Source organism: Streptomyces sp. NPDC045778, assembly GCF_056431945.1.
The window spans coordinates 390,665-415,807 of the sequence record NZ_JBWKJZ010000001.1 but is presented as its reverse complement, the minus strand read 5'-3'; the positions used below and the strand labels follow the sequence as shown (position 1 = coordinate 415,807).

22 protein-coding genes and 1 tRNA gene are annotated in these 25,143 nt (G+C 72.3%); 9 read left to right on the top strand and 14 right to left on the bottom strand.

Annotated features, from left to right (window positions below):
• Positions 1–65: 65 nt before the first annotated feature.
• Entirely contained in the window at positions 66–1,175 is a 1,110-nt protein-coding gene (locus tag AC07GB_RS01820) for a ferritin-like domain-containing protein (RefSeq protein WP_478841244.1), read from the bottom strand.
• Between the two features lie 209 nt (positions 1,176–1,384).
• Here AC07GB_RS01820 and AC07GB_RS01815 point away from each other — a divergent pair, with 209 nt between their 5' ends.
• The 4 genes from AC07GB_RS01815 (at position 1,385) to AC07GB_RS01800 (ending at position 4,764) form a co-directional block, all read left to right on the top strand.
• The gene (locus AC07GB_RS01815; RefSeq protein WP_478841243.1) at positions 1,385–2,323 is read left to right on the top strand and encodes an AurF N-oxygenase family protein; all 939 of its coding nucleotides are present in this window, start codon (positions 1,385–1,387) and stop codon (positions 2,321–2,323) included.
• A gap of 98 nt (positions 2,324–2,421) precedes the next feature.
• The gene (locus AC07GB_RS01810; RefSeq protein ID WP_478841242.1) at positions 2,422–3,153 is read left to right on the top strand and encodes a TetR/AcrR family transcriptional regulator; all 732 of its coding nucleotides are present in this window, start codon (positions 2,422–2,424) and stop codon (positions 3,151–3,153) included.
• A gap of 37 nt (positions 3,154–3,190) precedes the next feature.
• Positions 3,191–3,475, top strand: coding sequence for a hypothetical protein (locus AC07GB_RS01805; protein ID WP_478841241.1), 285 nt, complete (start codon positions 3,191–3,193; stop codon positions 3,473–3,475).
• A 167-nt stretch (positions 3,476–3,642) separates the two neighbouring features.
• Positions 3,643–4,764, top strand: coding sequence for a C40 family peptidase (locus AC07GB_RS01800; RefSeq protein ID WP_478841240.1), 1,122 nt, complete (start codon positions 3,643–3,645; stop codon positions 4,762–4,764).
• Between the two features lie 88 nt (positions 4,765–4,852).
• On the opposite strand, the gene AC07GB_RS01795 is transcribed toward AC07GB_RS01800, so the two are convergent.
• The 7 genes from AC07GB_RS01795 to AC07GB_RS01765 form a co-directional block, all read right to left on the bottom strand.
• Positions 4,853–6,310, bottom strand: coding sequence for a penicillin-binding transpeptidase domain-containing protein (locus tag AC07GB_RS01795; protein WP_478841239.1), 1,458 nt, complete (start codon positions 6,308–6,310; stop codon positions 4,853–4,855).
• Entirely contained in the window at positions 6,307–7,632 is a 1,326-nt protein-coding gene (locus tag AC07GB_RS01790; RefSeq protein WP_478841238.1) for an FtsW/RodA/SpoVE family cell cycle protein, read from the bottom strand. The genes AC07GB_RS01795 and AC07GB_RS01790 overlap by 4 nt, the downstream gene beginning before the upstream one ends.
• Before the next feature lie 98 nt (positions 7,633–7,730).
• The gene (locus tag AC07GB_RS01785) at positions 7,731–8,087 is read right to left on the bottom strand and encodes an SH3 domain-containing protein (RefSeq protein ID WP_478841237.1); all 357 of its coding nucleotides are present in this window, start codon (positions 8,085–8,087) and stop codon (positions 7,731–7,733) included.
• Between the two features lie 108 nt (positions 8,088–8,195).
• Positions 8,196–9,512 (bottom strand): ATP-binding protein, encoded by a 1,317-nt coding sequence (locus AC07GB_RS01780; protein WP_478841236.1) that lies wholly within the window; start codon positions 9,510–9,512, stop codon positions 8,196–8,198.
• The gene (locus tag AC07GB_RS01775) at positions 9,509–10,348 is read right to left on the bottom strand and encodes a hypothetical protein (protein ID WP_478841235.1); all 840 of its coding nucleotides are present in this window, start codon (positions 10,346–10,348) and stop codon (positions 9,509–9,511) included. Before AC07GB_RS01775 ends, AC07GB_RS01780 begins: the two co-directional genes overlap by 4 nt.
• Before the next feature lie 57 nt (positions 10,349–10,405).
• Entirely contained in the window at positions 10,406–11,041 is a 636-nt protein-coding gene (locus tag AC07GB_RS01770) for a class F sortase (protein ID WP_478841410.1), read from the bottom strand.
• An 83-nt stretch (positions 11,042–11,124) separates the two neighbouring features.
• Positions 11,125–11,427, bottom strand: a complete 303-nt coding sequence (locus tag AC07GB_RS01765; protein ID WP_478841234.1) for a hypothetical protein — start codon at positions 11,425–11,427, stop codon at positions 11,125–11,127.
• A gap of 310 nt (positions 11,428–11,737) precedes the next feature.
• On the opposite strand from AC07GB_RS01765, the gene AC07GB_RS01760 reads away from it, so the two are divergent.
• Entirely contained in the window at positions 11,738–12,541 is an 804-nt protein-coding gene (locus AC07GB_RS01760) for a nuclease-related domain-containing protein (RefSeq protein WP_478841233.1), read from the top strand.
• A 223-nt stretch (positions 12,542–12,764) separates the two neighbouring features.
• On the opposite strand, the gene ligD is transcribed toward AC07GB_RS01760, so the two are convergent.
• Positions 12,765–13,661, bottom strand: a complete 897-nt coding sequence (gene ligD / locus AC07GB_RS01755) for a non-homologous end-joining DNA ligase (protein WP_478841232.1) — start codon at positions 13,659–13,661, stop codon at positions 12,765–12,767.
• Between the two features lie 163 nt (positions 13,662–13,824).
• On the opposite strand from ligD, the gene ku reads away from it, so the two are divergent.
• Complete coding sequence (gene ku / locus AC07GB_RS01750) at positions 13,825–14,937, top strand: non-homologous end joining protein Ku (RefSeq protein WP_478841231.1); 1,113 nt, start codon at positions 13,825–13,827, stop codon at positions 14,935–14,937.
• A gap of 86 nt (positions 14,938–15,023) precedes the next feature.
• On the opposite strand, the gene AC07GB_RS01745 is transcribed toward ku, so the two are convergent.
• The gene (locus AC07GB_RS01745; protein ID WP_478841230.1) at positions 15,024–15,830 is read right to left on the bottom strand and encodes a class I SAM-dependent methyltransferase family protein; all 807 of its coding nucleotides are present in this window, start codon (positions 15,828–15,830) and stop codon (positions 15,024–15,026) included.
• Positions 15,831–16,258: 428 nt separating this feature from the next.
• On the opposite strand from AC07GB_RS01745, the gene AC07GB_RS01740 reads away from it, so the two are divergent.
• Both AC07GB_RS01740 and AC07GB_RS01735 read left to right on the top strand, forming a co-directional pair.
• Positions 16,259–17,077 carry an SAM-dependent methyltransferase gene (locus tag AC07GB_RS01740; protein ID WP_478841229.1) on the top strand — a complete coding sequence of 273 codons (819 nt, stop codon included), beginning with the start codon at positions 16,259–16,261 and terminating at the stop codon, positions 17,075–17,077.
• A gap of 114 nt (positions 17,078–17,191) precedes the next feature.
• Positions 17,192–17,263: transfer RNA gene (locus AC07GB_RS01735), tRNA-Arg, on the top strand.
• 196 nt (positions 17,264–17,459) lie between these two features.
• Here AC07GB_RS01735 and AC07GB_RS01730 read toward each other — a convergent pair.
• Positions 17,460–17,750, bottom strand: coding sequence for a hypothetical protein (locus AC07GB_RS01730; RefSeq protein ID WP_478841228.1), 291 nt, complete (start codon positions 17,748–17,750; stop codon positions 17,460–17,462).
• A 1,004-nt stretch (positions 17,751–18,754) separates the two neighbouring features.
• Complete coding sequence (locus AC07GB_RS01725; RefSeq protein ID WP_478841227.1) at positions 18,755–18,970, bottom strand: hypothetical protein; 216 nt, start codon at positions 18,968–18,970, stop codon at positions 18,755–18,757.
• A gap of 1,470 nt (positions 18,971–20,440) precedes the next feature.
• On the opposite strand from AC07GB_RS01725, the gene AC07GB_RS01720 reads away from it, so the two are divergent.
• The gene (locus AC07GB_RS01720; RefSeq protein ID WP_478841226.1) at positions 20,441–21,169 is read left to right on the top strand and encodes a transporter substrate-binding domain-containing protein; all 729 of its coding nucleotides are present in this window, start codon (positions 20,441–20,443) and stop codon (positions 21,167–21,169) included.
• Between the two features lie 568 nt (positions 21,170–21,737).
• On the opposite strand, the gene AC07GB_RS01715 is transcribed toward AC07GB_RS01720, so the two are convergent.
• Together AC07GB_RS01715 and AC07GB_RS01710 are read right to left on the bottom strand one after the other, a co-directional pair.
• Positions 21,738–23,174 (bottom strand): nitrosuccinate lyase, encoded by a 1,437-nt coding sequence (locus AC07GB_RS01715; RefSeq protein ID WP_478841225.1) that lies wholly within the window; start codon positions 23,172–23,174, stop codon positions 21,738–21,740.
• A gap of 273 nt (positions 23,175–23,447) precedes the next feature.
• Positions 23,448–24,938: an MFS transporter gene (locus AC07GB_RS01710; protein ID WP_478841224.1), complete on the bottom strand. Its 1,491-nt coding sequence runs from the start codon at positions 24,936–24,938 to the stop codon at positions 23,448–23,450.
• Positions 24,939–25,143 lie beyond the last annotated feature (205 nt).

Here is a 25,143-nt window from a genome sequence, read left to right as displayed (position 1 = left end):
CGCCGGACGGGCTGAAGGATTCAGCCCGTCCGGCGTTCGAGGACGAGGCGCGGAGCGCCGATTGCCTAGTCGGCACCGCCGCCCGAGGTGATGGCGGCCTCGACCTCGGCCATGCGCTGCCGCTCCTCAGAGGCGAAGCGCTCCGCGTCCAGCTTCTCCGCGATCTCCTCGTCCTGGGTCATCAGCAGGTCCAGGTTCGCGTCGCCCATGTCGAAGACGCCCATGTCGACGTACGCCCGCTGGAGCCGCTCGCCCCACAGGCCGATGTCCTTGACGCAGGGGACGATCCGGCTGAACAGCAGCCGGCGGAAGAGCTGGAGGAACTCGGAGCGCTCGCTGAGTTCCGCCGCCTCCGGCTTCGGGATGCCGAAGTTCTCCAGGACCTCGACACCGAGGAGCCGGTCCCGCATCAGATAGCAGCCCTGGATGACGAACTCCTCACGCTCGCGCCGCTCGGCGTCGGTGAGCTGCCGGTAGTAGTCGCGCAGGGCCATGCGGCCGAAGGCCACGTGCCGGGCCTCGTCCTGCATGACGTAGGCCAGGATCTGCTTCGGCAGCGGCTTGTCCGTGGTGTCGCGGATCATGCCGAACGCGGCGAGGGCGAGGCCTTCGATGAGCACCTGCATGCCCAGGTACGGCATGTCCCAGCGGGAGTCGCGCAGGGTGTCGCCGAGCAGCGCCTGGAGGTCGTCGTTGACCGGGTAGAGCAGGCCGATCTTCTCGTGCAGGAAGCGGCCGAAGATCTCGGCGTGCCGGGCCTCGTCCATGGTCTGGGTGGCGGAGTAGAACTTCGCGTCCAGGTCGGGGACGGACTCCACGATGCGGGCCGCGCACACCATGGCCCCCTGCTCGCCGTGCAGGAACTGGCTGAACTGCCAGGAGGCGTAGTGCCTGCGCAGCTCGCCGCGCTCGCGCGCGTTCATCAGGTCCCAGTGCCGCGTGCCGTACAGGGTCGTGGCCTCGTCGGGGGTGCCGAGCGGGTCGAGGGGGTCCACCTCCAGGTCCCAGTCGACGCGCTTCGCGCCGTCCCACTGCTTGTCCTTGCCCTTGCGGTACAGGTTCAGAAGGCGTTCGCGCCCTTCGTCGTACTCCCAGCTGAAGCGGGCCGCGCCGGTGGCGGGCACCTGCCAGGTGAGGTCCTGCTGGCCGTTGACGTACAGATCGCGCGTGGACACGGACGGCTCCTCACGGTCTCGGCGGCCCCATCGCTGCGCAACCGCCGTTCAGTGGTGGGTAGTTGGCAGGCTCACACGGTGGTAGACGAGCGGTCAACAAGTTACGCGCGGGGGATTGACGACCTTGCTGACAAGCAGTCTTATAAGAGGTGACCGCTGGTAACCCGCCGCAGACGGCAACAGACAGCACACGAAGAGCAGGAGACCTCATGACGACCGTGACCGAAGACGGCGAACTCACCGGTCTGCGGGACGCGCTCGGCCTGCTCAAGGACCGCGAACAAGTGGCCGTACGGCTCCTTGAGTCCTCCGCCAAGCACTCCTTCGACCCGGACCGTGAACTCGACTGGGACGCCCCCGTCGAGGACGGCAAGTGGTTCTGGCCGCCGGAACTCGTCTCGCTCTACGACACCCCGATGTGGAAGCGGATGTCCGAGGAGCAGCGCTTCGACCTCGCCCGGCACGAGGCGGCCTCCCTGGCCTCCCTCGGCATCTGGTTCGAGATCATCCTGATGCAGCTGCTCGTGCGGCACATCTACGACAAGTCCGTGACCAGCGCGCACGTGCGGTACGCGCTCACCGAGATAGCCGACGAGTGCCGCCACTCGATGATGTTCGCCCGCATGATCCAGAAGGGCGGCGCGCCCACCTACCCCGTCACGCGGCTCAACCACAACCTCGCCCGCGTGCTCAAGACCGTCTCGACCACGCCCGGTTCGTTCGCCTGCACGCTGCTCGGCGAGGAGATCCTGGACTGGATGCAGCGCCTGACGTTCCCGGACGAGCGCGTGCAGACCCTGGTGCGCGGCGTGACCCGCATCCACGTCGTGGAGGAGGCCCGGCACGTCCGCTACGCGCGCGAGGAGCTGCGCCGCCAGATGGTGACCGCCCCCCGCTGGGAGCGCGAGCTGACCCGGATCAGCTCCGGCGAGGCCGCCCGCGTCTTCTCCATCGCCTTCGTCAACCCCCAGGTGTACACGGACGTGGGCCTCGACCGCCGCGAGGCCGTCGCCCAGGTCAAGGCGAGCGGCCACCGCCGCGAGGTCATGCAGAGCGGGGCGCAGCGCCTCACCGACTTCCTGGACGACATCGGGGTGTTGCGCGGGGTGGGCCGCAGGCTGTGGAGGTCGTCGGGGCTGCTCGCCTGAGCGCCCCGAAGGGGCGCGGGGAACTGCGCGACCAGCCACGACGAACCCGCAGGTGACGGAAGGCCCATTGGTACGACAACCCGGTTACCCTGCGGAGCATGACCGCAGCCCTCAGCCCCACCCGTGCGTACCGGCGCCTGAGCGTCGAGCAGCGGAGGAGCCAGCTGCTCGACGCCGCCCTCTCGCTGTTCGCGCACCGCGCGCCCGAAGAGGTCTCGCTCGACGACGTGGCGGAGGCCGCAGGGGTCTCGCGCCCCCTCGTCTACCGCTACTTCCCCGGCGGCAAGCAGCAGTTGTACGAGGCCGCGCTGCGGTCGGCCGCCGACGACCTTCAGCAGTGCTTCGCCGAGCCCCAGGACGGCCCGCTCACCCAGCGCCTGGCCCGGGCCGTCGACCGGTACCTGGCGTTCGTGGACGAGCACGACGCCGGGTTCAGCGCGCTGCTCCAGGGCGGCAGCGTCGTGGAGACCTCCCGCACGAGTGCCATCGTGGACGAGGTGCGGCGCTCCGCGGTCACGCACATCCTCGCCCACATGGACCTCGCCGAGCCGGCCGGACCGCGGCTGCGCACCACCGTGCGGATGTGGGTCACCGCCGTGGAGGCGGCCTCGCTGATCTGGCTCGACGAGGACAAGCGGCCGCCCCTGGACGAGCTGCGGGAACTCCTCGTCGAGCAGTTCGTGGCCCAGATCGCCGCCACCGCCGGACGGGATCCGCAGACCGCGGACGTGGTGCGCCGCGCCCTCGCCCTGGAGAGCCCCGAGGGGCCGGTGGGCGAGCTGGTCCGCCGGGTCCTCCCCGTGGTGGCGGAGGCCGCGCACCTGCTGTGACGGGCGCCCGGACCCGTTGGTGACGGACACTGGGCCCGTGAAGAGTGAAGACACCCCCTTCGTGGGCGGCCCCCTGGACGGCCGCGTGCTCCCGGTCCTGCTCGGGCCGACCGGTCACCCGCCGAAGGTGTACCGGGTCCCGGTGCCGGACGACGCCGGGGGCGAGCCCACGGTGCTCGTCTACCGCCGGGTGCCGGCCGCCGCCGCGAAGCGGTTCGGGCTCCACCCGGGCTGGCGGTACGAGTACGAGCCCGACGGCGACCCCCGCGGCGGCCGCCTGCGCGACCTGAAGTGGCCCTGGTCCAAGCCGGGCCGGGCCTGATCCCGCGGCGACACCGCCGTCGGCCGCGTGCAACTGGACGCGCCGAGCGCCCCAAGGACGAGTGACCTCGTTGCGCCAGACGCCCACCGCCGGGAGGCGGGCCCCGCGCGGCGGCCGGATGCTCGCGGTGCGCGCCGGAAGGCCCGCCGCGCACCGGAGGTGATGTCGTGTCAGGAAGGCTGCTGCGCTGGGCCCGCACGGGCTGCGCGCTCTGCGCCCTGGTGGCGCCCGCCCCCCTGCTGCCACCGGCCCACGCCGCGCCGAAGCCCGCCCCCGCTCCCGGCGAACGCTCGGTCGCCGCCCTCCTGACGGACCTTCAGCGCCTGTACCGCAAGGCCGAGGAGTCCACCGAGACGTACAACGCGGCCGAGGAGAAGCTGACCGAGCAGCGCCGCCGGGTCAAGGACCTCGACCGCCGCCTCGCCGCGGCCAGGACCGCCGCGCGCGAGGGGCGCGGCCGGGCGGGCCGCCTCGCCCGCCAGCAGTACCAGCACCACAGCGTCGAGATCTCCTCCTACGTCCGGCTGCTGCTCGCCCGCAGCCCGCGCGGGGCCCTCGACCAGAGCCATGTGCTGCGCCGCGCGGCCGCCGACCGGGCCGCGGCCGTCAGCCGCCTCGCCGACGGCGAGCAGCGGGCCGACACCCTCGCCCGCGCCGCCCGGCGGGCGCTCGCCGCGCAGGCCTCCCTCGCCCGGCGCCAGGAGCGGGCCCGCGACGGCGTGCGGACGCGGCTGCGCGAGGTGGAGGAGCTGCTCGCCTCGCTCAGCGCCGACGAGGTGGCCGCGGTCGGCCGGGCCGAGCGCGCGGGCACGGACGCCGCCCAGCGCGAGCTGGTCGCCTCCGGCGCGCTCGGGGCGCCCGGCGCGCGGCGGGCCCCTTCGGCCCGGGGGGAGCGGGCCGTGCGGTACGCCGTCGCGCAGATCGGCAAGCCGTACGAGTGGGGCGCGGAGGGGCCCGCCTCCTTCGACTGCTCCGGGCTCACGCAGCGGGCGTGGGGCGCGGGCGGGCGGGGGATCCCGCGCACCAGCCAGGCGCAGTGGGCGCGGCTGCCGCGGGTGCCCCTGCGCCAGCTGCGGCCCGGCGACCTGGTCGTGTACTTCCCGAAGGCCACCCATGTCGCGCTGTACCTGGGCGACGGGCTCGTGGTGCACGCGCCCCGGCCCGGCGCCAAGGTGAAGGTCTCCCCGCTCGCGGCCAACCCCCCGCTCGGCGCGGTCCGCCCCGACCGGGGCGCGAAACCGGTGGCTGGCTATGAGCCACCGCGGCTGCCCAAGGGGAGCGCCCCGTAGGGGCGCGGGGCTGTGTCCATGTGCGGCTCCGCCGCGTGGGCGCGACCAGCCACAGCGCACCCGCGGATGACAGGCGGAAGCAAAGCCCTCAGCCAGAGAGCGCGGCCTCCATGACAGCCCGGGCAATGGGCGCGGCGCTACCCCCACCGCTGATGTCCGCGCGCGCGGCGGCCGCGTCCTCGACGACCACCGCCACGGCCACCGACGGCTCGCCGTCGCCCGGCTTCTGCGCCCAGGAGATGAACCAGGCGTACGGGGTACCGGAGTTGCCGAGCCCGTGCTGCGCGGTGCCGGTCTTGCCGCCCACGGTCACGCCGGGGATCGCCGCGTTGGCGCCGGTGCCCTGCTCGACGACCTCCGTCATCAGCTCCCGGAGGCGCATCGCGGTGGCGGGCCCCATGGCCTGGTGGAGCGTGCGCGTCGGCGTCGAGTCCACCGTGGTCCCGGACGCGGTGGCCGTCCGCTCCACGAGGTGCGGCGCCTTCACGAAGCCGCCGTTGGCGACGGCCGCCGCCACCATCGCCATCTGGAGCGGCGTGGCCCGGGTGTCGTACTGGCCGATGGCGGAGAGCGCGAGCTGCGCCCGGTCCATCGAGGTGTCGAAGGTACTGGTGGCCACCGACGACGGCACCTTGATCCCCGGGTCGTTGAAGCCGAACTTCCCGGCGGTCCGCGCCAGCGCGCCGAGCCCGGTGTCGGCGCCCAGCTTGGCGAAGACGGTGTTGCACGACCACCGGAAGGCGTACCGCAGGCTTGCGTCGGCGCAGCCGGAGACCTCGTTCGACAGGCGGGTGGAGGTGCCGGGGAGCGTGTACGGGTCGGGGGAGTCCGTCGGCGCGTCCACGTCGGTGACCTGGCCCGAGTCGAGCGCGGCCGCCGCCGTGACCACCTTGAACGTCGAGCCGGGCGGATACGTCCGGCGCAGCGCGCGGTTCAGCATCGGCTTGTCGGGGTCACGGTTGAGCCGCGCCCAGGAGTCCGCCACCGAGCGGCTCGTGCCGGAGAGCCGCTCGGGGTCGTACGACGGCGTGGACACGAGCGCGAGGATCCTGCCGGTGGCCGGTTCGAGCGCGGCCACCGCGCCCTTCTTGCCGCCGAGCCCGGCGTGCGCGGCCCGCTGCACCGCGCCTTTGACGGTGGTCACGACGTCGCCGCCCGGGCTCCGCGACCGGGTGAGGTCGTGCCACAGCGGGATCGGCGCGAGCATCGGGTCGGTGCCGGAGAGCACGGAGTCCTCGGCGTGCTCCAGGAACGTCGTGCCGTACACCTGCGAGGCGAAGCCCGTCACCGGTGCGTACAGCGGGCCGTTCGTGTACGTCCGCTCGTGGCGCAGCTGCTCGCGGGTGTCGCGGGAGCCGGTGACCGGGCGGCCGTCCACCAGGATGTCGCCGCGCGGCGCGGCGAAGCGCTCGATGGCCCCGCGGCGGTTGGCGGGGTTGTCGTCGTAGGCCTCGGCGTCGAAGACCTGCACGCGGGTGGCGTTCACGAGCAGGGCCACGAGCAGCAGCAGGCAGAACGCCGCGGCGTGGCGGATGTACCGGGTCACGTGGACGCCTCCTCGCCCGCCGGGGCGTGGGCGCGGGCCGAGTCGCTCAGCCGGATGAGCAGCGCCACGATGATCCAGTTGGTGACGACGGACGAGCCGCCCTGGGCGAGGAACGGCATCGCCATGCCGGTCAGCGGGATGAGCCCGGTCACGCCGCCCGCGATCACGAACACCTGGAGCGCCACGATCGAGGCGAGCCCGATCGCGAGGAGCCGCCCGAAGGGGTCACGCAGGGCGAGCCCGGCGCGGTAGCCGCGCTCCACGAGCAGCGCGTAGAGCAGGAAGATCGCCGTGAGTCCGGCCAGGCCCAGCTCCTCGCCCGCCGTGGCCAGGATGAAGTCGGACTTCGCGGCGAAGCCGATGAGGATGGAGTGGCCGAGCCCGAGCCCGGTGCCGAGCAGCCCGCCTGCGGCGAAGGCGAAGAGCGACTGGGCGAGCTGGTTGGGGCCCTGCCCGGCCTCGATGGAGGCGAAGGGGTGCAGCCAGTCCGCGACCCGGCTGTGCACGTGCGGTTCCAGCGAGCCGACCGCGTAGGCGCCCGCCGCCGCGAGCAGAAGGCCGACGGCGATCCAGCCGGTGCGGCCCGTGGCCACGTACAGCAGGATCACGAAGAGCCCGAAGAAGAGCAGCGAGGTCCCGAGGTCCCGCTCCAGGACCAGGACGCCGACGCTCAGCAGCCAGATCGCCACGACCGGGCCGAGCACGCGGCCGGTGGGGAGCTGGACGAACTTCCCCAGGGTGCGGCCCGTGGTGGCGAGGGTGGTGCGGTTGGCCGCGAGGTAGCTGGCGAAGAACACCGCGAGCAGGATCTTCGCGAACTCGCCCGGCTGGATGGAGAACCCGCCGAGCCGGATCCAGATGCGGGCGCCGTTCACGGCCGGGAAGAAGATCGGCACGATCATCAGCACGAGCGCCGTGACGACGGACAGGTACGCGTAGCGCCGCAGCAGCCGGTGGTCGCGCAGCAGGACCACCACCGCGACGCACAGGCCGACGCCGATGGTCGACCAGACCAGCTGCGTCGGCGCCGCGCGGTCGCCGGGCGTCTCCAGGTCGAGCCGGTAGATGAGGACGAGCCCGAGGCCGTTGAGGAGCACGGCGATCGGCAGGAGCAGCGGGTCGGCGTACGGGGCGCGCAGGCGCACCGCCAGATGGGCGAGGAGCGCGAGCACTCCCAGTCCGGCGCCGTAGCCGGCGGCGCCGGGTGGGACGGAGCCGGTCCTGGCCAGGCCCACGTCGCAGTAGCCGTAGACCGAGAGCAGGACGGCGACGACGATCAGGGCGAGTTCGGTGCCCCGGCGCCGCGGGACGCGGACCTCCATGACCGGAACGTAGCAAGCTCCGGGCCTAATGTCCGGTTATGCCCCGCCTGGGCTCCGGCGGCTCCGGTGACTCCCGGGGTGCTTGAGGCCCCCGTGTCTCAGCACCAGCGCGGCGCGGGCCCGATGTTGGCGATGTAGTGCGCGGCGCCCCAGGCCCAGGTGCCGTCCGTGAGGAGGTACCAGCGGTCGTTGCCCCGCACGTGGTCGCCGCGCGTCTTGCAGAAGATGTGCACGATCTTGCCGTACGGCTCGTGCCGGATGACGTGGCTGCCCCGCGTGGGCCGGTCGCGCAGGAGCAGCCCGCCCTTGGCGGTGACCTTGCCCTTGTAGACACGGGGGTGCTCGTTGCCGTCGGCCGCGAGGGCCGGGGCGGTGGCCAGCGTGGTGGCGGCGAGCGCGCCACCGGCGACGGCTATGCCGGCGCGGACGGCGAGGGAGCGGGGACGAAGGGCCATGAGGGTCTCCTCGGGGGGGTGCGGTGTACGGCCGGTTCACAGGCCGCGATTCACGCTAAAAGCGACACCCCGGGACCGCAAAAGGTCACGTGCGGTCAGGTGTCCCCGTCAGGCCGGGACTTCGTCCGGATCGTCCTCCGCGGGCCGCTCCTCGCAGGGCAGCGTGAGCGTCGCGACCGCTCCCGTCCCTTGCTCCACATTGGTGAAGGTGAGGGTCGCCCCGACCATCCGCGCCTGGCCGAGCGCGATGGTCAGGCCGAGGCCGTGGCCCTTGGTGGTGCCCTCCGTGCGGAAGCGCTGCGGGCCGTGTTCCACCAGGTAGCCGGGGAAGCCGGGGCCGTGGTCCCGCACGGTGATCACCGGCCCGTCCACGGTCAGGGACACCGGCGGGGCCCCGTGCTTCAGGGCGTTCGCGACGAGGTTGCCGAGCACCCGCTCCAGGCGCCGCCCGTCGGTGTCCACCACGAGGTCGCGTACGACGGTCAGGTCCACATCGGCGCCCGAGGCGCGCACCACGCGCTCCGCCAGGGGAGCGAGCCGCACCGCGTCCAGGTCCACGCGTTCGTTGCGCGTGTCGAGCCGGGAGATCTCCAGGAGGTCCTCGGTGAGCGTGCGCAGCGCGGCCACCCGGTCCCGGACCAGCTCGGTCGGGCGGCCCGGCGGCAGCAGCTCGGCCGCCGCGTGCAGGCCGGTCAGCGGGGTGCGCAGCTCGTGCGCCACGTCCGCGGTGAACCGCTGCTCGCTCAGGAGCTTGCCCTGGAGCGAGGAGGCCATGGTGTCCAGGGCCCCGGACACCGTGGCCACCTCGTCCTGGTGGCGGCCGGGGTCGCGGGTGCGCGGGTCACGCACGCGCGCGTCCAGGTCGCCCGCGCTGATGCGGCGCGCGACCCGGGCCGTCAGATGCAGGCGCCGCGTCACGCGCGTCACCGCGAACGCCCCGACCAGCAGGGTCGCGCCGATCGCGAGCACGGACGAGCCCAGGATCGCCCGGTCGAGGCCGTCGATGGTGCGGGCGCCCTGCGCGTAGTCGACCTCCACGGCGATGGCCCGGCCGCCGTCCGCGGGGCCCGCCGCCCACACCGTGGGCGTCCGGTCGTGGTCGCCGACCATCGTGCCGCGCTCACCGGCCACGGCGAGGTCACGGAGGCGGTCCGGCAGGCCGGGCGGGTCGAGGCCCGCGCCGGGGCCGAGGCGCCCGCCCGCCTCGTAACTCTTGGTGGCCTCGTCGAGCCGGGACAGGGCGCGCTCCCGGGCCTGGCCCACGGTCTGGTTCGTCACGGCCACGTGCACGAGCACGCCGAGCAGCGCCGCGAGGGCGCAGCACATCACGGCGATGAACACCGCGGCCTTCCACGTCAGCGTCGCGGTCCAGGCGGGCAGGAGCACGGGGAGCCGGGGCAGGCGCGGTCTGCGGAGGCTGGTCATTCGCCCGCGTCCCCGCCTTCGCCCGCGTCCCCGCCTTCGCCCGCGTCGGGGCGGGCGTCGGAGCTGGGGCCGGGGACAGGGGCGGGGGCCTCCTCGGCGGGGAACTCGGTCACCTCCGGCGCGGGGCTGCGCACGCCCTTGGGCCGCGGCGCGTCGGACGAGCGCAGGAACTCGTCGCGGGTCGGCAGCATCGCGCGCTGGTGCCGGTCCCAGGACCAGGCGGTGCGGTACTCGTAGCCCGGGATGTCGGAGGCCGCCCGGAGCACCAGGTCGCGCCCGGCCAGCTCCACGCCGAGCACGGCGTCGGAGGTGCCCATGATCTGTGTCAGATGGCCCTTCTCCATGGCGTAGACGCGGATGGCCAGCTGCTCCTCGGGCATGCGGATGCCGATGACCATGTCGTCCTTCCCGTCACCGGTGAAGTCGCGGAAGTACGCCTTGAGGACCGGGCACTCCTTGCCCTTCTCGCCGCAGTCCTCCAGGGCGTCGACGGTTTCCTTGTAGAGCGCGGACGGGCCGCTGTAGTCGTCGGGGTGCGCGGCGGCCTGTGCCTTGACGATGTCGACGGGGTCCACCTTGTGCAGGTCGCCACCGGGCACCTTCACCCCCTTGACCTCCTCGGTGTCGGCCGTGCCGTAGTCACCGAGCGGCGAGGACGCGGGCGGCAGGTCGGGCCAGAGGCGGGTGGGGCCGACGGCCGTGGGTGTCGCGCCCGCGCTGCGCAGGTCGCCCGGGTCGCCGCAGCCCGCGGCGAGCGCGCCCGCGCACAGCGCGAGAGCGGCTGCGGCGAGCGCGTTGCGGCGGTTGCGGCCGCGTCGGCTGCGGTTCAACGGCACTCCTGCGGGCCAAGGGCGATGGTGAGACGCGCGGAGCCAGGAGCGAGGGGGGCCTGGTCACCGCACGAGGTCGGCGTAGAGAATGATGTTGTCGGCGCGGTGACCGTTCCTGATCGGGCCGCCGCACGTCAGCAGGCGCAGCTCCGGCCGGTCGGTCGTTCCGTACACCTTATGGGTTGGAAAGTCTTCCTTGTCGACCTGCTGGATCTCGCGTACCCGGAACGACGCCGTGCTGCCGTCCGCGCGCGGCACCATGATGGCGTCGCCGACCTTCACCCGGGCCACGTTCCGCATCAACGCCGGTCCGTTCGCGGTGTCGTAGTGCGCGACGAGCACGGCCGCGCCCCGCTGGCCGGGCGTCACGCCGCCCGTCCACCAGCCCGGCACCTCCGCCTTCGCGACCGGCGGCACCTCCAGTTGCCCGTCCGCGCCGATGCCGAGGTCCAGCATCCGGGAGGCGTCGACACCGGCCGCCGGGATCCGCAGACCGGTCGGCCTCGACTCCGCCAGGGGCGCCGGGGCCTGCTTGGCCCGCGTGGTCGCCGCGTTCTTGACGGTCACGTCGGGGGCGGCGGCGGTGTGGCCGCCCTGGCCGCAGGCGATGAGCCCGACACCGACGGCTGCGGTGAGGGCCGCGGCCGCCGCGATGCGCCCCGTGCGGCGCCGCGCGGGGGTGGGTCCGGGCGCGGGCATCTCCTCGGGAGGCCTGGTGGCGGGGGTGGTCATAGAGGGCTCCTGGTGCTGCTGGTGCTCCTGGGCGGGGAAAGGGCCGGGGTTCAGTCCTCGGTGCGGCCGCGGCGGAGCATCGCGAAGCCGAGGCCCGCGGCACCGGCGGCGGCCATGGCGCCGCCCGCCGCGAGGAACGCGGGGTTCCCGGCGTCGCGCAGCCCGTCGGCGCCGGCGCGGACGCCGCCCTTGGGCGTGACGGCCTTACCGGTGTGCTGGGGAGCGGTGGTGGGGGAGGCCACGGGGGCGGGCGCCGCGGCGAGCGCGCCGGTGGCGGGAACGAGCAGCGCGCCGCCCGCGAGCACGGCGACGGCGGCGGTACGGAAGGCGGCGGTGCGGCGGGGACGGCTCACGGTACGTTCCTTGCGCTCGTGCGGAGGGGGCCCGTGGGCCCGGCGGGCTGGGGCGGGGATCCGGGGTCGCGGCCCCGGAGGCGATGACGGCTACGACGCTAGGCGCCCGCCATTGCGGCGGTTCGGCGGATGTGTAACAGAGCGCCATAGCTGTGCGAGCGGTGCCGTTACGGGACAGGAGGGGCGCCGTGCACGGACCCGTCCCAGCAGGGCGAACCCGGGGCGAACGGGCATCAACTTCCGCGTGGCCCCGTCAGCTTCTTGCCGCAGGCGCGTCCGGGCTGTTCCCATGGTCGGTGGGGTGATGGGGATGAGCGGACTGCGTGTCGTACCGGCGTTCCGGCACGGTCAGGAGCGGCTCTACGTGTGCCGGGCGGACGGCAGGAACGTGGCCTGGTACGACCGCGAGACCGCCCGTGTGAACCTGCTCAGCGCGGCCGAGGAGGAGGACGTCCTGCACGTCCTCGCCCCCTTCCTCACCGGGAACGTCGCGGTCGGGCCCCCGCCCGTGCCCACCCCCGCCGAGCTGGCCCGGCTCTCCCTCCACCCCGACGACGACCTCGCGCCGAACCGGCCGGGGGAAACGCTGCGCGTCCAGCTCGAACGCGACCCGCCGTCGGCCCGCAAGCTGCGGTCCGACCCCCGGAGCCGGGCCCTCGCCGCCGAGGTCGCCGTCGGCGAGGCCCTCGACCGGCTCGACGCCGTGGGCTGGCACACGCTGCACTCCGTCGGCCTGCCCGGCGGGGCCCGCATCCACCACCTCCTCATCGGGCCCGGGGGGCTCTTCTGCGTCCGCGCGGTGCCCGCCCGGCGGCAGCGGGTCCGGGTGACCGACCCCCTGGTGACGGTCGGCCGCGCCCGGCCCGCCCCGCTCCTGCGGGAGCTGCGCGCCGACGCCGCGCGGGCCTCCTTCGCCCTCACCGCCGAGGTCCGGGCCGTCCTCGTACCCGTCGGCGCGGTGTCCGTCGAGGTCGCGGCGGAGCCACGCGAGGTCCGTGTGCTCGCCGAGCCCGACCTGCCCGGGCTCGCCCGCGCGGGGGGTGTCCTGAAGCCGGCGGACGTGGAGGCGCTGCACGCCTTGGCGCGCGACCGGCACGTGTGGCATCGGGTGTAGGGCCGGGGCCTTCCGGCCGGGCGCGCCTGCCCTCGCCGGCTGTGGGCCGTCGTTCGGCGGGGGCGCAGCCCTCGGTGCCGAGCAACCGTGCGACCCGGGCCCGCCAAGGGTGCTGAGCAACCGTGCGACCAGGGCCCCGCCGCCCCGCCGCTCCGCCGCTCCGCCCCTCCGCCGCCCTGCCGCCCGGGTGCCGGGCATCCGCACAGCTCAGGCGCCGAGCAGCTCAGGCGCCGGGCAGCCGGGCCGCCCGCCCGGGCTCCCGCAGGGCCGCGAACAGGTCGCCCACCCGGCGCAGCCGGGCCGCCATGTCCGGGGCCCGGAAGACGAGGAGCCCGGCGTCCCCGAGGCCGTGGCACTCCTCCACCTCGTCCCACGTCACGGGCGCCGAAACCGTCGGCTCCCCCCGCGCCCGCAGTGTGTAGGCCGTCGCCGTCGTCTTCGCCGCCGCGTTCTGGCTGAAGTCCACGAACACCTTCCCCGGCCGCAGACTCCGCGTCATCCGGTGCACCACCAGCTCCGGCAGCGCCCGCTCCGCCGCCACCGCAAGGTCCTTCGCGTACGCCGTGACCCGCGCGGAAGCGACCGGCTCCAGCGGCACGACGAGGTGCAGCCCCTTGCTCCCTGACGTCTTCGCGAACACCTCGAACCCGTCCGCGACCAGGTGCTCCCGCAGCCACAGCGCCGCCGAGCACGCCTCCACCACGGTCGCGGGCGGCCCCGGGTCGAGGTCGAGCACCAGCCGGTCAGCGAGCCCCGGCGCGTCCGCCCGCCACTGCGGCGTGTGGAACTCCGTCACCAGGTTCGCCGCCCACATCAGCGTCGGCAGGTCCTGTACGAGGATCTGCCGGGCGGGCCCCTCGGACCTCGGCACCTCGGCCGTCCGCACCCAGTCGGGCGTACCGGGCAGCACGTTCTTGGTGAAGAAGAGCTGCCCCTCGGGGCCGTCCGGGAAGCGCAGGAACGACACCGGCCGGTCGCGCAACTCGGGCAGCAGCACGTCAGCGGCGGTCGCGCAGTAGTGCAGGACCTCGCCCTTGGTGAAGCCGCTCGCCGGATACAGCACCTTGTCGAGGTTGCTGAGCGCGAGCCGTCGCCCCTCCACCTCCGTGATGGGCGTCATACGATGAGAATCCCACGAATCACGGCACAAGGCTGACAAGGCTGACAAGGCTGACAAGGCTGGCAAGGCTGATAAGGCTGCCAAGACTTATAAGTACTTACAAGGGCGAGCGAGCCAGGCGAACACGATAAAACATGGCAAAACGCGTCGAAAGGTGCACCACATGCGCTCCATATGGAACGGCGCCATCTCCTTCGGCCTGGTCAGCATCCCGATCAAGCTGGTGAACGCCACGGAGAGCCACTCGATCTCCTTCCGCCAGATCCACACGGAGGACGGCGGCCGCATCCGCTACCGCAAGGTCTGCGAGCTGGAGGACCGCGAGGTCCCGACCTCCGAGATCGGCAAGGGGTACGAGGACGCGGACGGCTCGGTCATCCCGATCACCGAGGACGACCTGGCCGCGCTGCCGATCCCGACCGCGAAGACCATCGAGATCGTCTCGTTCGTCCCGGCGGACCGCATCGACCCGCTCCAGATGGACACGGCGTACTACCTCTCGGCCAACGGAGTGCCCGCCGCCAAGCCCTACACCCTGCTGCGCGAGGCCCTCAAGCGCAGCGACCGCGTGGCCATCGCCAAGTTCGCGCTGCGCGGGCGCGAACGGCTCGGCATGCTGCGGGTCGTCGACGACGTCATCGCCATGCACGGCCTGCTGTGGCCGGACGAGATCCGGGCCACCGACAGCGTCGCCCCCGACGCGAGCGTCACGGTCCGCGACGCCGAACTCGACCTCGCGGACGCCCTGATGGACACCCTCGGCGAGGTCGACCTCGACTCGCTCCACGACGACTACCGCGCAGCCGTGGAGGAGATGATCGCCGCGAAGGTCGAGGGCGGTACGACCACCGCCCCCGAACCCGCCGCCGAGCCCCGCGGCGGCAAGGTCATCGACTTGATGGCCGCCCTGGAGAGCAGCGTCCGCGCCGCCCGCACGGCCCGCGGCGAAGCGGAGGACGGCAAGGAGGCCGAGGTCACGGACCTGCCCTCCCGCCGCGCCAGGACCTCGCCCCGCAAGTCCGCCCCCGCGGCCCCCAAGCAGGTCGGCGGCAAGAAGTCCACGTCGGCGAAGAAGACGACGGCCGCCGCCGCCCCGAAGAAGAGCACGTCGAAGAAGAGCACCGCGAAGAAGACGGCGACGGCCACGAAGTCCACGGCGAAATCCACGGCCAAGAAGACGACGGGAGCCACGAAGGCCACGGGAGCCAGGAAGTCGACGACGGCCAAGAAGACGACGACGGCGAAGAAGGCGACGGCGAAGCGCCGCGCGTCCTAGGCCCTGACCGCCGGGCCCCGGGCCCGGCGGCCGGCCGGCCCCCTTCACACCGCCCCCTTCACACCGCCCCCTTCACACCGCCCCCTTCACACCGCCTCCGCGCACACCGTCACGGCGAACAACCCCACCTCCTCCCGCCGGCTCCGCACGTTCCCGAACCCCGCCTCCCGCGCCCAGCCCTCCGTAAGGGCCACGTTGCGGCACTTCATGACCCACAGCCGCCCCTCCCGGTTGGGCAGCACGTTCGCGATGAAGTCCAGCTGGGGGTGCCGGGTCTGGGTCGTGCAGACGAGCACGCCGCCCGGCGCGAGCAGCCCGCGCAGCCGCTTGATGGACGTACGGACGGTGTCGTCCTCCAGCAGCAGCTCGTACAGGCCGGAGACCACGATGACGTCCGGCGCCCCGCCGTCCCGAAGCGGCTCGGGGTCGAACGCGTCCCCGGTCTCGTACGAGACGTTCGTGAGCCCCCGCGCCCGCGCCAGCGACTCGCCCCGGCGCAGCCCGGCCTCCGCGAGGTCCCGGCAGACCACCCGCACCCGCTCGGGCCCGTAGTCCGCCGCCAGGTCATGGAGGTAGCGGCCGGGCCCCGCGGCCACGTCGAGAACGCGGACGGGCCGCCCGGGACGGCTTTCGACCTGCTCGCGCAGCACCCGCTGGAGGAGGTCCCGGCGGGCGCGGATGGCACGCCAGCCGACGGCGTCGAGATAGACCCGGTCGACGAGACGCCCGACGCCGAGCGCGCCGCGCGCCCGGTTCACGTACACGTAGTCGAGCATCGTGCCGCTGTCGAAGCCGTGCCGATACCCGACACGAATGCCCTCGGAGGCCCGCCCGACCGTGCGCAACAGGCCCCGGAGCACTGCCCACTTGAGGTTCCGCAGAGGTTTCGTCATGCCGCCAAGCGTCCCGGCCGCCCCGCGCCCCCGACATCCGTACGCCTACTCGGCCGGCCCTGAGTAGGCCACCGGATCCGGCGGACGGGGAAGGCAACGACTGCACCGCGCGGCACAGTTGCTACTTTGATCCACGATTCAATTGATGCGAGCGGCAAGGATGTGCGCGACGTGCGCGACGTGCGCGACGTGCGCGGCGTGTACGGCGTGTACGGCGTGTGCGACGTGACCACGTGCACGACGTGACGACGTGCACGACGTGACGACGGGCACGATGTGCCGCAGCACCGATCGACACCGATTGGGGTCGCGCGAAACCGATCGACACCAATCGACACCGATCGAGGTCGCGCGAAACCGATCGACATCGTGTGACACCGATAACTCAGCAAGAGATCGACAGGCCCACGCACCGCAGGAGGTCCCCCGTGACCGGTTCCGACCCCAGACTCGACTCGTCCGCGGAGATACGCGCGCGGATCGACACGAGCAAGCCGCACTCGGCACGCTTCTGGAACTACTTCGTGGGCGGCAAGGACAACTACGAGAAGGACCGGGAGCTGGGCGACCAGATCAAGGAGATCTTCCCCGGCCTCGTCGACGTGGCCCGCACCAGCCGCCTCTTCCTCGGCCGCGCGGTCCGCCACCTGGCGGGGGAGCAGGGCATCCGCCAGTTCCTGGACATCGGCACGGGCCTTCCGACCGCCGACAACACCCACGAGGTCGCCCAGCGCGTCGCCCCCGACGCCCGCATCGTGTACGTGGACAACGACCCGCTGGTCCTCGCCCACGCCCGGGCCCTGCTCACGAGCACGCCCGAGGGCGAGACGGCGTACATCGACGCGAACATGTACGAGCCGGAGGCGATCCTCACCGAGGCCGCCAAGACGCTGGACCTCTCGCAGCCGGTCGCGCTCATGATCCTGAACACCCTGGGGCACGTCGAGTCCTACGACCAGGCCCGCGACCTGGTCAGCCGCCTGATGGCGGGCCTGCCCTCCGGCAGCTACCTGGTGATAAGCGACTCCACCGCCACCAGCGACGGCATGATCGCGGCGTCGAACGCCTACAACCAGAGCGGCGCGATCCCGTACTACGTCCGCAGCGTCGAGGAGATCACCGGCTTCTTCGACGGCCTCACCCTGGCCGACCCGGGCGTCTCCCAGGTCACTCGCTGGCGCCCCGAGCCGACCACCGACACCACCACGGAGGTGGACGCCTACGCCGGCGTCGGCCGCAAGCCCTGACCTGCGAAGCGGCGCCCGCCACGACCTCCCGGGCGCCGCCCGCGAACCCATTCCTGAGGACCACCGAAGAGCTGGTAGGGTTCTACCCGTCGCCGCGAACACCGCGACCGACACGCCCCCGTAGCTCAGGGGATAGAGCAACGGCCTCCGGAGCCGTGTGCGCAGGTTCGAATCCTGCCGGGGGCACCCTGTATGAGGTGCCTGTAGACCCCGCCACCAGCGACTTCGCTGAGGACGGGGTCTTCGCGTTTGTGCGGGCAGGTGTCACCGGAAGCAGGCGTTCGCCTGTAGTCACGCTGGACTATGGTGTTGATCTTCGAGTGGGTCCCCCTCGGATCTTTACCCATTCACCGTCTGTCTCAGCTCCGGTGCATGGGCAGGATCAGCTCTCGTCTGCCGGATCGGTCCAGTCATCCGGCACCTGCTCCGACCTCCAGGCCTCGACGCCGGGGCGATCGAGGGCCGGCGGCTCCTCATGCTCAGGCAGTGATGTTCCGTCTATGACGGCTTCGAGTGAGGACTGCACGTACCGCATGTAGCCACAGAGGTCCCTCACGGCTCTGCCACCGTGCCCACAGCCTCTGCCTCGCCACCCGACGTCATATGAGAGCTTCACGAGCGTCCTGTACCGGGCACGGGCTTCAGTCTCATCGATCAGAGGAAGATCGGTCATCATTCCTCGACGTAGCTGCTCCAGCGCGGCACGGCATTGGTCCCGAGCATGCGTGCTCAGTCGAGGTGCCTCCTTGGACACATCCGGCAAGGACGGCAGCCAGGCGTACAAGGTGGCCAACGTCTGCAGCAACTGACTGGCAGCGGTGGAAGCCCGCTCTCGCTCCCGCTCCATGCGCGCCAAGCGAGCGGCAGCGGACTGCTGCGCAGCTGCGAGCTCTTCTTGTGCAGTGATCGTCTTAACCGTTTGCCATCGAGCGACCAGGACAGTAATCAAACCGCCTACCAGAGTCCCCGCCAGGGCACTCACAGCTTGGCTTATGAGATCGCTCCAATCCCCCACCGGCACATCATCAGGGGCGCCATCTGGAACTCACAACGAGCATGCGCAGGAGGGCCTCTCTAGCCGTGCGGTTTCTGTTTGCTTCACTCCTCGCCGAGCTCTTACAGGATCCGGGTGCCTGCTCCTGGCCGTCGATGCACTTCGCGTAGATCTTCAGCAGTACGTCCACCGCGTGTACGGCGCGGGCGGCGACCGCGTGAGAACAGACGACTGTCCTTCGCCGTGCCGAACTTTTTCACGTGCTCGCGGAGCAGCCACACCAGCGGGGGCGGTATCGGCACGATGCGCATCTCCCTGTGGTCCCGCTGCCTCGGGCTGCACCGTCGTGTGCCTCGCCAGGTCCGGCCACGCCTTTCCCGCGATGGGACGGGTCTCTGCGAGTTCATGCGGCTCCACCCGGAGGCCGGGAGCGTGTAGTCGGGCCGGCGGAGCCCCAGCACCTCACCTGGTCGTAGCGCCGCAACCCCCGAACTCGACGATCAACGCGTTGTCGGGTGGTCAGCGGTCGGCAGGCTGTGGGGGCATGGGCAGGCGAACGGGCCTTCGTCCGTGGGCGCTTCGGGGCCGGCCACGGAACGGCCTGGAGCATGGCCGGTCTCCAGAGCGGCGACGAAGACGAAGTCAGGCCCTGGAAGCCCGCATGGCCACTCGCCGCGCCGCACTCAAGGGGTGCCCGCATCGGAGACGCTCTCCGCGATGTCGGACACGGTGCGCAGGATCCCCTGTCCGAAGTCGGTCGGAGCGACCAGTACCCCGAACACCACCGCTATGGCCAGGACCATCGTCTGGTCGGCCCGGCTTCTGGCCTGTACGCGTCGGCGTATGAGCACGACGAGGATGACAGCCAGCAGAACCGCCAAGTTGATCGTCAGTTTCACGGGTCGGCCCTTCCCTGGACAGGAACGTCCCAACTTTCCTGTGTAGCCAGAGCTGTGTGGTCGGGCGACCGCGTCGCCTGCGGTTGGCGGCAAAGAGTTCCAGCGGGGCTGGTTCCGCTCGCCGAAAGCCTCGGGGATCTTGAGGGCTGATGCCTCTGGGCCGCACGACGTTCCTGGACCACAAGATGTCGAATGTGATTTGCGCTACTCAAGTGCCGGGAACCAGGGGCGACTTCGGAACGTATCGGCAAGATCCACGGCGGCGTGGGGTAGTTCTGGCCATGGGCGATGCGACAGTGTGCCGCGTTTGCGGGGCTCCTTTGGCACGGAGTGCCTGGTTTCCCCTTCAACGGTGCGGAATTGACCGGCCCGCATGTGAGCGGCTCTTGGGTAGGGTGCCGCTATCAATCCACCCCGGGCTCAAACGCTCCTTGTGTACCCCCCGGGGGTCCACGATGGTCGTGGGCCCAGAAAGGGGTGGATCCCTATGGTCAAACAGCCGCAGGGGCACTGCCGTTGCAGCGAGCGGGACAAGTCTGATCGGGCGGCTCGCTGGCTGGGGCCGGTCTACACGCTCTACCGGATCGTGAGAGACCACTGGCCCTTTTGACGCGAAAGCCCCGACCTAGGAGGTCGGGGCAACGCTGCACACGGATGAGGTGCTGATGTAAGGCCCTGCCTAGAGCTTCGCGGGCGACAGGCAGGGCCTCTTCTGTGTCCGAGTGCGGATTACCGCCGCGTATGCAAGCCCTGCGCCCGTCATGTGATGGCAGTCACAAGCCCCCGCGGTGATGCCCCCATCTTGCCCTGTGTCGCGAGCCGTGTGTACCGGGAGTTCGCGGGTCGGTCCGTGGGGTCATCTCGGAGAAACTGGCAAGGTTCCAGCTCATTGGGGCTACTCACCCCAGCTGTGTGACACACGTCACCATCTAAGGGTGACCTAACGCACAAGTGCACTCATGTCATTTTGTGGACATTTGCCAGGGGTTTGCGCCCCTTGCAATGCCGGAATGCCTAGTTCCGGAATTGCGCGGAGGTACTTTACCCACCACCGCCGACAGAGAGCTTCATTCGTGCGGCAAAAGACCCCGTTCGGATTACGGGCGGGCCCCGTTGAGGGGCGGACGTGTTGAGGGCCGCCTGGTGCCGGTCCCCGGCGCGAGGCGGTGGGCATTCTCTTGGTGTGAGCCTGGTCGGTCCGGACACCGCGGAAGTTGCCGTACGCGCCTACCGCTCGAACGGCTTTCGCGCAGCTTCGCCGCCACTGAACCGATGGTTCGTCAGATGCCCACGGGCAGGGTGCTGGAGCTATGCCGCATCCGTGTTGGCTCTCGCGGATCGGGCCCGGTTCTTATGGGGCGTCGGTGAGGTGTGTTCAGGCGCGCGTGCGCATGTGGGCGCGCTCTCCGTTGCCTGCCCTTGAAGGTTTCCGCCGTGAGTGGTTGAGCAGCGGGCGCCTACGCTCGGGCCATGACGCTCATAGATACCGAGATCGCGCGTGACCTGGCCCCCACGGGCGTGCTGCGGGCCTCCATCAACCTGGGTAATCCGGTGCTCGCTCAGGGCACCCCGGAGGAGCCGGCGGGGGTCGCGGTCGCGCTGGCTCGGGAGGTGGGGGCGCGGTTGGGGCTGCGCGTGCGGTTCGTCTGTTTCGACGCGGCTCGTAAGTCGTACGCCGCGATGGCCGAGGGCCGTGCCGACCTGTGTTTCCTTGCCGTGGATCCGGACCGTGAGGAGGAGGTGTCGTTCAGTCCGCCGTATGTGCACATCGAGGGGGTGTACGCGGTGCCGGTGGGCTCGGGGTTCGCCTCTGCCGCCGATGTGGATGGTGCCGGGGTGCGCGTCGGTGTCAAGAAGGGGTCCGCGTACGACCTGTATCTGAGCCGTGCTCTCCGGCACGCCACTGTGGTGCGTGGGGTCGACGGGGTGGATGTGTTCCATGCCGAGGGGCTGGACGTGGCGGCCGGGATCCGGCAGCCGATGACCGCGCACGTGGCCCGGCACGGCGAACTGCGCCTGCTGGAGCCCGCGTTCATGACGATCCGGCAGGCCATGGGCACGACGAAGGAGCGGAGCCCGGAGACCACGCGGTTCCTCAGTGAACTCGTGGCCGAGTTGGTGGCGTCCGGGTTCGTCGCGGAGGCGCTGCGTCGTTCCGGGCAGGATCCGGCACTGGTCGCCCCCGCCGCCGCGGTTTGACGCGGGCCGGGGCCCCGCTCCCCGGGCAGGGCCCGGCCCCGGTGGCCCCGGTGGCCCTGGTGGTCCTGACGGCCCCGGCCGTCCCGGCCGCTGCGATCTGACCCGGACCGGGACCCCGCCCCCCTCGGGCAGGGTCCGGCGTTGGTCGCCCCGGCGGTCCTGGTGGTCCCGGCCGCCGCGGTTTGACGCGGGCCGAGACTCCGCTCCCCTCGGGCAGGATCCGGCGTTGGTCACCCTGGCAGCCCTGGCAGCCCTGGCAGCCCTGGCAGCCCTGGCAGCCCTGGCAGCCCTGGCAGCCCTGGCAGCTCCGGCAGCCTCGGCGGCTCGGGCGGTCTGACAGCCCGGGCGGTCCTGGCGGCCTCGGTGGCCCCGGCAGCCCCGCGAGCCCCGACCGTCCCGGCCACCTCGGTTAGACCCGGACCCGGCCCCCGCCCCCAGACCTCAAACCACCAAGTCGTAGTCGGCGGCGGCGCTGAGGGACAGCGGGCGGCGCAGGAGGAACCTCCGCGTCGTCAGCCGGGCCCTGGCCCGGCTCCGTACTACAAGGTGTGGCCCCCCGCACAGCGCCTCAGGCTTCCCCCCGTTCCTCCAGCGCCCGCTCCACCAACACCCCCGCCGCCCCCACATATCCACCCGCCTCGCACCAGCGTTCCAGCTCCGCCCGCGTGACGCGCCCCGCGAGGGCGGGGGAGGCGGCGAGGTGGTCGGGCAGGGGGCGGCCGTCCCGGGCCGCGGCTTCCGTGGCGGACGTCAGGAGGTGCTGGGCGGCGGTCTTGCCGAGGAGCGGGGTCAGCTCCGCCACGAGTCGTTCGGCGACGAGCCCGCCGCCGGTGAGCGCGAGGTTCGCGCGCATCCGCTCCGGGTGCACCACGAGGCCCTCCACGAGTTCCACCGCCGTGTGCGCGGCGCCGCCCGTCAGGCGCAGGCACTCGCGCAGCGGCTGCCACTCCGCGTGCCACGCCCCGGCCGAACGCTCGTCCTCGGCGAGCATGCACTGCGTCAGGACGGCGGCGAGCGCCGGGACCTGGAGGGCGGCGCTGCGGATCAGCGTGGCGAGCACCGGGTTGCGCTTCTGCGGCATCGCCGAGGAACCGCCGCGCCCGGGCACGTGCGGCTCGCCGACCTCGCCCACCTCGGTGCGGCTCAGCGACTGCACGTCCACCGCCAGCTTGCCGAGCGCCCCGGCGGTGTGCGCGAGCGCGGCGCCCAGGTCGGCGATCGGCGTACGCAGCGTGTGCCAGGGCAGCACCGGTGCCCGCAGGCCCGTCTCCGCGGCGAAGGCCGTCACGAGGCGCTCGGCGTCGGCGCCGTACGCGGTGTACCCCGCCGCGGTGCCCGCTGCGCCCCCGAGCGAGACCGGCAACGCGTCGAGCACGGCCCCCACGCGGGCGTCCGCGTCGAGCACCGCCTCCCGCCATCCGGCGGCCTTCAGCCCGAACGTGGTGGGCACGGCGTGCTGCCCCAGCGTGCGCCCTGCGACGACGGTGTCCCGGTGGGTGCGGGCGAGGCCGGCCAGCGCCCGCCCGGCGCGTGCCAGGTCCGCCCGCAGCAGCCCGAGCGCTTCCCTGGCCACCAGCATTGCCGCCGTATCGAAGACGTCCTGGCTCGTCGAGCCCCGGTGGACGTACTCGGCGGCGGCCGGGTCCACCGCCTCCACCGCGCCGGTGAGCGCCCGGACCAGGCCGACCACCGGGTTGGCGCTCTCGCGCGCGTGCACCGCGAGCGCCCGCACGTCCAGCAGGTCGGCCCGCGCGGCGGCGGTGATGGTCCGCGCCGCCCCGGCCGGCACGACCCCGATCGCGGCCTGCGCACGGGCCAGCGCGGCCTCGGTGTCCAACATGGCCTGCAACCAGGCGACATCGGACACCACCCGCTCCACAGGGGTCCCGGCGCGCACGGGGGAGAGGAGCCCGGCGTCGAGGGTGGGCGGGTCCACAGCGGTGTCGTCCGCCGCGGAGAAAGGCGGGTCCCGCCGCCTGTCCGCGGGGTCCCGGGGCGCGTTCATACGACGGCCCCGGTGACGGCCCTGATGTCCAGCACGGCGAGCCCGCGCCGGCCCGTGCCGACGAGGGCTGTCTCGTGCGCGGTCGCGTTCAAGCGGAGTTCCCTTCTGGCAGAGCCCATCTGCCCGTGCCCCTGCCCTGCCCCTGTTCCTCTTCCTGGCGGAACCCGTCTGACTGAGATGCGTACCCACCAGTCGATGAGATGCGTACCCACCAATGGCGCTTCATGGACAGCGAGTCGGCGCAAGGCCTGGGTCAGGCGCCGCCCGGCGGGCCTAGTACGACGCGTCGGACGTCTCAGGGACGGCCTCGCCCTCGGCCCGGGAGCCGCGGCCGCCACCCCTGGAGAACAGGGCCACGGCCAGTGCGCCGCACACGAGGACGCCGAACGCCACCCACAGCGCCACGCTGTACCCGTGCACCGTCCCGGCGGCGAGGGCCTCCGGACGGTCCCCGTGGGCCTTGAGGTACGACGTGGTCACGCTGGTCGCGACGGAGTTGAGCAGGGCGGTGCCGAACGCGGCGCCCACCTGCTGCACCGTGTTGTACGCGGCCGACGCCACCCCCGCCTCGGTGTGGTCGAGCCCGGCCGTCGCCCTGTTGGTGGCGGCCGCGAGCAAGGTGCCGAGGCCGACACCGGTGAGGACCATGGACGGGGTCAGATACGCCCAGAACACGTGAGAGCTGTCCACCTCCAGCTGCGTGAGGACCAGCATGCCCGCGGCGGCGGACAGCAGGCTGCCCGCGATCAGGACGTACGCCGGGACCCTGCGGTGCAGCGTCCCCGCGATCAGCAGCGCGCCGACGGTCGTGCTCACGGCGTTCACCAGGAGCGTCAGGCCCGCCTTGACGGGTGAGTAGCCGAGGATCGTCTGCGTGTAGTAGCTGACGAACAGATAGAAGCCGAACATCGCGACGAACATGACGCACACGGACACGAAGGCCGCGCCCCGCGCCCTGTGCGCCAGGATGTGCAGCGGAAGGAGCGCCTCCGGCGACTTGGCCTCCACCAGGACGAACAGGGCGAGCAGCAGCACGCCCCCGATCAGCAGGGCGAGCACCTTCGGGTCGCCCCAGCCGTGCGGCTCGGCCTGCGTGAAGCCGTAGACCAGGGCGACCAGGCCCGCGGCGCTGAGCAGTACGCCGGGGACGTCGAGGTCGCGCAGGTCCCCGCTGGGGCGGTCGCGCGGGACCATCGGGATGCCGAGGAGGGCGATCGCCGCCATCGGGATGTTGATGTAGAGGCACCAGCGCCAGTCGGCGTACTCGGTGAGCAGGCCGCCGGCCACCACGCCGAGGGCGGCGCCGCCGGCACCGACACCGGCGAAGACGCCGAACGCCCTTCCGCGCTCGCGCGCGTCGGTGAACGTCAGGATCAGCAAGGACAGGGCCGCCGGTGCCAGGAGCGCCGCGAAGACACCCTGTCCCGCGCGGGCGGCGAACAGCGTGCCCGCGTCACCCGCCGCCCCGCCGAGCGCGGAGGCGAGGGCGAAGCCGACGAGGCCGACGGTGAAGGCCCGCCGGTGGCCGAGCGCACCGGACACGCGCCCGCCGACGAGCAGCAGGCCGCCGAAGGCGAGGGCGTAGGCGGTGATGACCCAGTGCCGGTCGGCGTCGGCCATCCCCAGGTCCCGCTGGGCGGAGGGAAGCGCGATGTTCACGATGGTCGCGTCGAGCACGACCATCAGCTGGGCGAGGCTGACCACGGGGAGGGCCCACCAGTGCCTCGCGGACCGAGCCGGCGGCGATGACGCCTCTTGCTTCATGTCTGTCCCCTCTGCTCGTACAACGGTCGAGTGACTCGATCGTTGTTCTAGTGGGCCGTGACTGTACTACGGCTCCGCGTGCCGGGCCGTGGCGGAAGAAGCGTTCGGGGCGCGCTCGCGGGACATCAACTGCCCTTGTTTTCAAGTGAGTTGGGAGAATGGGAAAAAGTTGGGAAAGGCGGTCGTGCTCGGCCGGGTGCGGCCC